This window comes from Bradyrhizobium sp. CFUWI, assembly GCF_056429085.1.
Genome location: NZ_JBWJZE010000055.1, coordinates 1 through 10374, shown reverse-complemented (window position 1 = coordinate 10374; position 10374 = coordinate 1). Strand labels below are relative to the sequence as shown.

At 59.5% G+C, this 10374-nt stretch carries 5 protein-coding genes and 1 pseudogene; 1 reads left to right on the top strand and 5 read right to left on the bottom strand.

From position 1 onward, the window contains the following. Positions 1–235: 235 nt before the first annotated feature. The 4 genes and pseudogenes from AC066S_RS37970 to AC066S_RS37955 form a co-directional block, all read right to left on the bottom strand. Positions 236–433 (bottom strand): cupin domain-containing protein, encoded by a 198-nt coding sequence (locus AC066S_RS37970; protein ID WP_478271874.1) that lies wholly within the window; start codon positions 431–433, stop codon positions 236–238. A 531-nt stretch (positions 434–964) separates the two neighbouring features. Further along, on the bottom strand, positions 965–4162 hold the full coding sequence (locus AC066S_RS37965) for an ATP-binding protein (protein ID WP_478271873.1): 3198 nt from the start codon (positions 4160–4162) through the stop codon (positions 965–967). A 45-nt stretch (positions 4163–4207) separates the two neighbouring features. Next, a pseudogene (locus AC066S_RS37960) lies at positions 4208–4333 on the bottom strand (double zinc ribbon domain-containing protein); the annotation flags it as partial. 1006 nt (positions 4334–5339) lie between these two features. Next, positions 5340–7130: a vanadium-dependent haloperoxidase gene (locus AC066S_RS37955; protein WP_135171778.1), complete on the bottom strand. Its 1791-nt coding sequence runs from the start codon at positions 7128–7130 to the stop codon at positions 5340–5342. Between the two features lie 859 nt (positions 7131–7989). Here AC066S_RS37955 and AC066S_RS37950 point away from each other — a divergent pair. Continuing rightward, the gene (locus AC066S_RS37950) at positions 7990–9300 is read left to right on the top strand and encodes a hypothetical protein (RefSeq protein ID WP_135171779.1); all 1311 of its coding nucleotides are present in this window, start codon (positions 7990–7992) and stop codon (positions 9298–9300) included. Between the two features lie 895 nt (positions 9301–10195). On the opposite strand, the gene AC066S_RS37945 is transcribed toward AC066S_RS37950, so the two are convergent. Beyond that, positions 10196–10374 (bottom strand): transposase (locus tag AC066S_RS37945; RefSeq protein WP_478270258.1); only part of this gene is annotated, 179 nt, incomplete at its 5' end.

The window sequence follows — 10374 nt, the reverse complement described above, 5'->3', positions numbered from 1 at the left end:
GTCAATGAAGTCATCGAGGCATTCGGGCAACAGCGTCCGCTGCCCACGATCCGCCTCTTCAACGAAGCGCCTCATCGATTCCCCCAAAGAATCACAGGAGAATCATAACAGCAGCCAGTGTTTTCACACAGCCAGGGTCACAAGCTGCCTTTGCGAACAGGTTGGCGCCACGTCCGCTTTACCTCAGATAGCCGCCTAGCTACTGCACCAAGATAGTCGCAGCGCGCAGACACGTTCATGGAGCATTGGTTTGGAGCGGCTGGCCTCTGTTGCCATATTGGAAACCGAGAGCCTTCGCTGGCTGCGTCGAGCTCGCGTTTCTAAAGTTGTGAACCTTGCCGGGCATCTCCGCGTATGCCTCGCCTGCCTTGAAGGTCTGCGGCGGCTTTCCATCTACTTCGTAGACAACCGCACCTTCGAGTAATACACGAATCTCGGTGTTGGGTGCGAATGTCAGCCGTTAGGAGTTCGGCGGAATGTCAGCAACCCCAGACGTTTATGTCCTTGCCCTCCATTTCTGGAAGGGCAGTCTTGAGAAGGTCGGTCCGCTCAATCGTTGCTGGCTATTGTCCGAATGTAATCTGATTGCCGATTACAAACAATGCTGTCCCACGTCCCAGACAAAAATGGCTCGCCACATAGCGGGGCTCCCATTGCATAGGCGGGCGGAGCGGCTCGCGACCGTAAAAGTCTACGATGCGAACACAGCTTCGCCAAGTTCCCGCCGGGTCGCGAGCGTCGATTTGGCCGCGCCCTCACCACGCCCGGTCTGGCGTCGGCTGCTGACGTGCCCGGCTCGGTCGCGATCTTCGCCCTCGGACCAGAAGCTGAAGCGCAGTTCCGCTCTCGAACCACCACTTGCCCCTGCTCCGGGCAGCTTGATGCACAACCTTGCGCGTGAGGAGTCAAGGTATTGAGATGCCGTGTCTGCATCTTCAGAGACGAGCTCGGAGATAAGTTCGTGCTATGTGCAGAGTTCTTCTAAGAGTGCCTTGCTGTCCTTCAAGTCGCGAACATCGAAGCCCTCGTCGAACCAATCGTAGACCGGGGCGAGAAGGTCGCGTGCTTCATCATCCTTGCCCTGGCGGCGCCAGAGCCGGGCGAGAGTGGCGGCGGAGCGGACCTCCCAGAGTTTCGCCTCCTGTTGGCGAGCAATAGCAATGGAGTGTCGAAACTCGGTCTCAGCCTCGGCCTCGGCGTCCGGCCGAGCCGCCAGCATCAACTCGCCTCGTCGCCGATGCAGCTCGGCCTCGAACCATCGCACCCCCAATTTCTGGGTTAGTACCAAGGCGTCGGAGAGTTGACCGAGGCCGGTTTCAAATCGTGCTCTCTTTGCCTCGGCTGCCGCGAGCTGCGCGAGGTAGAACGGAAGAGTCCATGCCGCGCCGGAGGCCTGGAATCCTTCGATACCGCGTCGCAGTAAGTCCACCCCGGCCTCGGCGTCGCCGGCTTCGGCCAGCGTCCAACCGCGATAGGCGGTCCCCATCGCGAGAAAGAAGGCAAAGCGCTGCTCCGAGGTAAGCGCAACTAGCTCCTCTGCCAGTTGCGCGACCATACCCGCGTCATCGAGGACGAAATGCAACCGGCAAGCGACGCTCAGCGCGAAGGCAAGGCTGATCGGATGGGAGGACCCGCGCGCCTCTGAGACTGCCTCACTGCTTTGAACAAGCGCCTGATCGGGAAATCCAAGAAGGCTATAGGTTAGCGAGAGGAACGAAAGCATCGCCACGCGGGCGTTTTCTGCGAACAGTGCCGTCAAAGAGCGCTGCTGCGACGGATCGTAAAGGGCAAGCCCCCGCTCGAGATGGACGCGCGCCAAGGCCAATTGTCCGCGATGAAGGCAGCTGTCGCCGACAGCCCGATGACCGGCGACAAGAATGGCCGCATCGTTCTGTCGTCCGGCCAAATCTAGCAGTTCCTCAGCGATGCGATGCGATCGGTCCGTTTCGCCCCGCACATGATAGTGCACGAACTGCCCCCAGAGCGTCTTGAGCAGGTTCGGCCTGTCGTTCAGTAGCTCGCAAAGGCGGCGAGCTCGGGCATAAGCCTTGCCGGTCTCTTCGGCCGCATGTCCCTTCGCAGCGATCAGTGCGCCGCCGAGCGCGAGTTGGAGGTCGGTTTCGGTGCCTTGGCGTCCGGCGGTATCGGGCAGATGGGATAGCAGATCGAGCGCTTTTCGCATCTGAGCGATTGCTTCTGTCATTGCCGACCGGGCTTTTGAGCGCTCACCGGCTTCCTGCCAATACGACACTGCCTTTTCGATCAGACCTGCATGCGTGCAATGATGGGCTAGGATCTCCGGTCGCTCTTGAATGCCCTTATAGAGCCTCTCCTCAAGCGCTCCCACGATTCGAGCGTGCAGCTCGCGGCGTTGGCTGCGCAACAGCGTGCCGTACGCCGCATCTTGGATCAGTGCGTGTTTGAACAAGAAATTGGCGTCAGGCGGTTCGCCACGCCCAAACATGAGCTCGGCATTGATTAGCCGACCAAGTGCCGCCTGCAGCTCGTTGTCGCATCGCTGTACAACGGCGGCAAGCAGATCATAGGAAAACTCGCGGCCGATAGCCGCGCCGACTTGCGCCACTTCCTTAGCTATCGGACCGATCCGGTCGAGCCGCGCCATCAATGACGCATGAAGCGTGGCAGGCACAGCAAGTCCGGGTAGCGGCGCGACGGAGATGGCTCGCGGGATCCCCTCGCTGCTTGTCTCGAGCACCGCTTTGGTCAACTCCTCAACGAACAGCGGCACGCCATCCGTTCGTTCAGCAATCTCATTAACAATTTCGGTCGGCAACGTCCGGCTGCCGGCCACGCTTCGGATCAGCATGGCACCCGCTTTATGGTCCAGCCGATTCATCACAAGCAAACTGACGTGCGGCTTTCCGCTCCATACGAGCTGGAGCTCGGGGCGGTAGGTGATCAGGACCAAAACTGGTAGGCTTGCTACGCGATCGACCGTCCGGTCCAACAGCTCGCGCGAGCTCGGATCGATCCACTGCATGTCCTCGAACACGACCATGACTGGGTGTTTTTCTGCAAGAATTTCAAGCTGGCCGACCAGAGCGGCGAAGCTTCTCTCCTTCTTTTGTTGCGGCGTAGCAGCAACCGGCAGATATAGGTCACCGCTGGGAATCGACAGCAACTCGGCCAGGATCGCCACGTCCTCGTCGGACGGCAATGCTGGGGATAGTAGCAGCCTTAGCTTGTTGAGCTTCACATTTGGTGCGTCCTCACGATCGAAACCAGCAGCTCGCTGGAGTTGTGCAGTGAAGGGGTAGAGCGCACTTTCCTGATGATGCGGCGAGCAGAAATATCGCAAGAAGGTATGCGGCTCGCGCTCGATACGCTCCTGGAGAGCCGCAACCAGGCGAGACTTGCCAATGCCAGCCTCGCCGACGAGCAGCATTACTTGGCCGCTACCCGCCTTCGCAAGGTCCCATCTCCGCTCCAGTCGCGCGAGTTCTTCCTCACGTCCAATCAGCGGAGCGAGCATCGAAGGGTGCAACGCCTCGAAGCGGCTTTCGGCCGTTCCCTCATGAAGCACTCGCCATGCTTGCACCGGGGCAGCAAAGCCTTTCAGAGCCACCGCGCCGAGGTTCGCGTAGTCAAAAAGCCCGCCGATGAGCCGTCGCGTGTCCTCAGCGATGACCACGCCATCTGGTTCAGCGAGCGCTTGCAGCCGAGCAGCAAGATTCGGTGTCTCGCCAAGGACCGCCTGTGTCTCTGCAGCCTCGCTGCCGATAAGGTCACCTACGATGACGAGACCAGTCGCGAGCCCAAGGCGAACCCGCAGCTCGAACTCGGGCGGCCCTCCAGGCACATGCCTAGTCGCGGCGATCTCAAGGGCAGCGCGCACGCTGCGTTCGGCATCGTCCTCGTGCGCTGAAGGATGGCCGAAGAGGATGAGCATGCCGTCTCCGATGTAGCGGCTGATGGTTCCGCCGTGTTTGCGGACGATCGCCGCTACGCTATCGCGGTACTTGGCGATAATGTCCCGTAGATCTTCTGGATCGAGCTTTGTCGCAAGTGCAGTCGAGCCGACGAGGTCGCAGAACATAATTGTGAGCTGGCGGCGCTCGGCGGAAGAACTTGGTACGTGTGATAAGCTCGAGCGCTCGGTGACCCGTGCCGTTATGGAGGTTGTTGCACCGGCAGCCGCCATGACTCGCGGCAGTACTGTTGACGTGAGCGCCGCACCGCAGTCGCCACAAAAGTTCTTTCCTTTCGGATTGTCGGCTCCGCACGCGGGACAGGAAAAGGATAGCGGCGCGCCGCAATCGCCGCAGACCTTCTTTCCTTCTGGGTTGACTCTGCCGCACTTCGGGCAATCCATGCCGCACCCAATCGAGTTTCGACCGATATGAGGTCGCGTCGGTCGGTGGGCGCCCCTTCAGAGCGCTCTCGACGATACTATTCCAGCTGCCTACCAAGCACCAAGAATGATCAAGGTCACAACGGTCAGGAAGGAGATAGAGGCGATCGTCACAGGGACAATGAGCCAGCCGGGTGTCATCGTTGCCTCCCGAGCGTTTGTCTCGAAGAGCTTAAGCTCGAGGTACCACAAAAATTATGAACCAGCTAACACTCTGCAGCTGAAGCCCATTTTCAATCTTAGAAAGCTGACCACCGCCTGATACGACCGGAACGCGAGAATGGTGCTGCAGCAAATATCCGCACTTGCGGGCAGTCCGCTGACCATGGCCTCCAGAGTCGATGAGATGAAAGGATCTCTCGCACGTCAGCACGGCGCGCTTTTGCAGACATGAAGTTGGAAAGAGCAGCTCTTGGGCGCGAAGCCTACGATCGGCCGCCTAGGCGTTTGCCCTAGGACCAAGAAGCGACGGAGCACAGTCGGCTATGCGGGGGGCCTTAACTTGGGATTGTTTCGCTTCCAACTAGCTCCGTTCCGGATGGAGATCGACCTCGCTTACTCGGGTAAGTAGTCATACAGGACGCGGGCGCTATGAAATCGGACCAGATCGAACCTGCTCTTGGCAGCTCAAGTGCCAAAGATCGGCTTATCTCCCCAAAGCGGACGTCTTGGCGCATTAAGCGAAGGTCCGCAGCGGGCCACAAGCAGACTTGGCACGGAGTGTCTTCCACTCCGAGAGCCCGCTTCCATTGCTCTCCGGCCGCATCGCGGATTCGGTCGACCATCTGGTATGTCTTTGCATCCGAACTCTGATTGAGTTGAGTTCACTTTTGAGGAACGATCAGCCGGTCCGCCCGTGGAGGCGCCGCGCTGCTTCCACTAATAAGCTGTCGGGCATAGAACGCTTCCACTACTCTGCACGGGACCGGGGCGGCGCCCCACCGTAGGGGGCGCCGCCCGACTGCTGTCAGATCGTCAAGCGGCTGCCGTCAAAGCGCGTGAAGGAGAAGCCGTCGAAAGGTTCGCGGAGGGTCATGCGCTCGTCCCGCAGCATGCCGATAGCCACTTCTTCGCCGATCGCCATTGACGCCGAAGCGTCGGAACGCCAGTGGATGCCCGCCCAATTCCGTCCGAACCCGAAATTCACGGCGAGCTTGTTCAACTCTCCACCAACCGTGAGTGGCGCCCCGGTATAGGGCACGAGCCTCGTCGGGTCGGCCGGATCGGGCTGTACCGGGTTGACGATGACGCGGCTCTCGTCGAAAAACGCCTTCAATATGGTAGCTGTGACGGCACCGACGCCCGTGGCACCGCCGGGATAGGTGGAGTGAAGGGGCGCAGCGTCTGGGTAAGTTTGTGACAAAAGATAGGTGCCGTATTTGGCTTTACTGCGATTGAGGGCTTCCGATTTCAGGAAGCTATCATGCAGCGGGTAATCGCTCACGCCATTGGCGAGCCGATGGTACGCCAGACCACCGTAGGCTTCCGGTCGCAAAGCCCGGTGCACGAAATACTTCTGCCAGTAGGCCGCGCGGACGGAGTTGCTGATCGCCGTGGCGAGTAGTGCCTGCACATAGGCCAACCCGAAGGTGGCACCCGCAGGTCCCTGTGTTTTCGATTTCCGATACGGGTTAGACGGGTAGGAGATGGGCTCCGCCAGTGGATACATTCCGGAGTACCGTTGATCCGCTCCACCGCCGGGGGTCGCAAGCATCAGCGCTGCCGCCCACCCGAGTGCGGGGCCAGCGCGCACATACTCCGCGAGATCTCTTCCTGTGGTGATGTATCGCGGTGTCGCGTCAAACTGCAACCGGCGTTTCGGTGCGGCGCCGTTCTGAATCGCCAGCCACTCCTCATAGTCGGTCAGGAATTCGTTGGCCGGCAACGCGGTGCGGATTGAAGCACTGATCCACTGTGCGCCATAAGGCACGTCCCGGAGCAGGAATTGCGAGATCAGTGGGCCATCCAAAACGCCTGGAGGTGTGACCGAGCGGCCCTTTGAGTCGGTAGGGTCGAAATAAAGCGCATTAGCACGGAACAGCGTACCCGGCGTGACCCGCCCACCAGACTTAGGCCCGCGGAAATCGGCGAGCTTGTTGAGCTCCTCGGTTGCTGCAAGGACGTCGCGATTGGAGGTGTCGTCGCGCAACTCGGTAAGCGGAACGTCACGAAGCAGGGATTGCCAATATACTTCGACCGCCTCGCCGCCGCGCTCCGCGCTTGCTAGGGTTGGCGCCGGCGGAATCGCAACCTGGGTGGGGTTTATGCCGCTGAGACTGACAGCTAACGTGCCGACGGGATTGACCAGCTTGCGCGTGCCGCCGAGCGGGATACTTTCGAAATCAGCGGGATCGCCCGATTGGCAAGCGGCATAGAGCGCCTGCCATGCCAGCTGCTCCACTTCGCCGCGTTTGTCGTGCGGCAGACCGCGTGAATCCGAACCGATCTTATTGGTGTAGCGCGCCTCATCGCCATTCGTCGGGTGCATCGCGATAGGAATTTTCTCGTTGTTCCGCGCGCACGCTTCTCGAATTTCCAAGGCGCGGCGCTTGAAAGCGGCGTCAAGCGGTCGCGGGTCCGTGCTCACAGGCTCGGCCGCGGCCGCTGCAATCCCGAGCATATTAGGTGGAGATGCAATCATGGCAGCGCCAGCCGCGATGCCGGCGCTGCCGAGCAGCGAGCGGCGAGTGACCGGGGCGGTCGGCAGGGCCGGCGGTGCTAGGTTCGATTCAATCGGAATGGTGGGGTGGTCGACCATGGAGAGTCTCCTTCCTCGCAGGCACCGCTCTCTCGGCCGCGTTTTCAGGACTCAATGGAAATCGGCCGCGGATACGCGCACCCGCGTTAAAATGCGAATGTTGAAGGACCGGCGAAAAAGGAAGTCGGTGATTTCGAGTGCAATGCCTGCCGATGGCACGACTGCTGTCCGTTCAGTCGCGCGAGGAATTCGGCATTTTCCCGCCTGCGCCGACAGCTTTTTAAAGACTACACGATCTCATGCATCCTGAAAAGACGCCTGATCTGTGGACGATTTCCGCTTCGGGTCACAAATGCGAAGAACTCAACCTGAGCAAATCTGGTCCGCTATGCCTCACTGAGTGGACGTCAACGAGGTGCGCCGCTACTTCGCTGATGGGCCAGAAGCTGACTTAATGGTCTGCAAACCCTAATCGTCAGAGAGCTGCCAGCTAAGAGCGTCCTCGTGTTACTTTAGCGGGCATGTCACCTTTCAGCATTCGTTCCACCCTTATGCTCGTCCTCGTCGTCGGCGGCACGTCAAGCGCCTACACGTTCCTCGGCGTCAGCCTTCTCGTGGTGTTGATAGCGTTGGCCCTCGCCTGCCTTGTGTACGTTCCGTTCGCTAAGCGCTACGGCTGGGGCAATGAGGGGCGTCTCACGAGACATCTCAGTCGTCCGCCATTCGAAGACCAAAGCCGCAGAGCCAGTTAGGCGCGAGAGCGTACGTATCCCGAAGGAACAGGGATGACTGTTTCAGAGGAAGTCCGAGTTTGGCGGTTTCGAATGCGAGGAATTGCGGTTGTTGGAGCTGTATTTGTCGCCTTGATTGTCTTGCTGAAGGCTCTCGATCCAATCGAGTTCCATGTTCGGTGGCTGTCATGAGAGCGACGAATGCCATCGTTCTTGCAGCCATGCTTGCTCTGCTGGTGGCCGTCTTCGGCATTTCTCATCCCGCTATCCGGGCGGCGCTGCTCGGCAATTGGAATTTCACGAAATCGGTTGAGCGCGACAACAGTACATATTATCGCTTGAAGGTTATTCTCACCTACAAAGGCGAGCCTCAGAATTTCGACATCGTCGTCGGCTGCAACGTAAAGCAGACAAATTACATGGATGGCGGACGGACGCTCGAAGTCGGACTGATCCCAAGCGTTTTCGGTCGTCGCATGAGCGACGGCAAGGGGCTGGTGGTGCGGCCCCCGAGCGCATGTAATGGTGAGACGACCGCGAACGGCAAAGTGCCTGGCGACTTGCTGCCAATCGTTGCTGTCTTCGACGACGCCGAAACACTAGCGTTTGGAACGGCCTACCTTTCTGAAGATGCATATGACAGTCCGATGTCCGTGCTTTCATTTGGCGGAAGTACGATTGAGCCTGCGGGTCCAAACGACTTCGCGACCTTTCGTCGTGAACAGCCCAACCTGGTTAAGCGCGAATCGTATCATACGCCGAGCGGACCTGCGGCCACTGAACGGTTGCATCTGAAGCCTGCACCCGTTCCAATGGGAGTAGGCTGTTTTGGCTATGCGCGGTTCAGACTGTTTGGCCAGGAGCGAGAGCGGGCGCACGCGTTATGGCCCTCCGGCCAGCCACGCTATTGGCGCCCCACGACGTCAGCCGATCACGATGCAATCGATCCTTTCGTGGATCCCGAAAGGCCGATGCAGACCGACCGCGACGACTCAAGAACCTATCCGCGTCGAAAGTTGATGGCCGGGCTTGATAACGGCGTCGCTGACCGCGGGATGTCGACCCGAAATGGCGGAGGCACCATCAACGGTGTGCCGGGGGGCGCATTCCCGCCGTCGTACTATCCCGATATCGGCGGGTGGAGATCGCTTCCTTGGCCGACCGACGTGGTGCAGCGAGCCGAGAGCTTGCTTCGCGATGGGCCGCGTGTTGGAGCAAGCATCGATTTTCGCAACAGTGCGATGCGTGGCTTCGCCTATTGCAGGCCTTTTCCGGAAGAGTTTCCGACGGGCGTGTCCTATCCGGACCCTTCCGCGTCGCCCGCCGCGGCCTACCGCAAGATGCGGGTGCACAATTATGTTGACGGCCTTGACGTTGTTCGCGCTCCTCCCGTTGTGGATTGGGATTGGACACGCGGACCCGCGCTGATCGTCGAGCGCGATGAGTTCATCTTCAAACGCTTTGTAATCGGTCTGCAATCGACCAGGGGAGACGTTTGATGGCGCTACATGTCAGTCCGGTTTGGGTCAAGATGGGAAGAACTCAACCTGAGCAAATCTAGTCTGCCTCGCCCGATAAGCGGACCTCAACGAGGTGCGCCGCGACTTCGCTGATGGGCCAGAAGCGGTCATCATCAAGGGCGCTTCGTGAGGTCGGTCCAACGGGGAGCTTCCCATAACGTAGTCCATTCTGAGGCTACCTTCTGATATTCCACTCGAAGCACCACGAAGCCGTCCGTGCCAGCATCGAGCCGATAAGTATAACGCGCACGTGGGGTGCCTATCACATCGGAGGTTGTCTCCGAGCGGAATAGCCCGCTCTCTCTTTGCCAGACAACGGCTCCGGGCGCGGCAATCGATGTGCTAAATCCGTCCGACTGGGCGGCTATTGGGAATTGTAGCAACTTCGCTACTTGTCGATCTGAAAGATCAAAAACTTGATGATGCGACTTGATAGGACCCCAGCAGGTAACGATGGCAAGGAGCCGGTTCGCGGTTTCAAGAAAATGAATTGGCTCTACCTGAAGGCCCTCGTTGTATCGGCAACGAGAGCGTTCGGCTGCGAGCATCAATGAATGCGGTACTAGCGCAGGGTCTGAGACTTTGAAATCTACCCGTCCTTGAGCAAGGGTGCGCCACTCCAGGTGCGGACTGTCCCGCGAGCGGTCAGGATGGTCATCTGACAATGCTGGCGCCGCAGGTGCGAGAACCATAAAGCACACCGCGAGAAAATGTGACACCGCTAAGGGAGAGCGCATAGCTACCTTCTACTACGACGGGCGGTCCCGCTTCAACGTCGCGATTAGAATCGCGCCGCCAAAGGTCCGCAATGGGTCCTTGGTCGTGTAAAAACGCCGGTCTCAAGGCAGTCGAGGGAACCAGGACCAGCTTAGTGTCAGGCCGCGATCGCAGCCATCAGCGGCTTGATCCCGACGATGTTCATGACCCGTGTCAGATTGTAGGCCAGGACGGAGAGCGCCATTTCGGCCGCCACTTTCGGAAGCGTTTTGGTCAGGAAGTGTGTCGCTCCCATGCGGGCTTTCATGGTGCCGAACGGATGCTCGACTGTTTCGC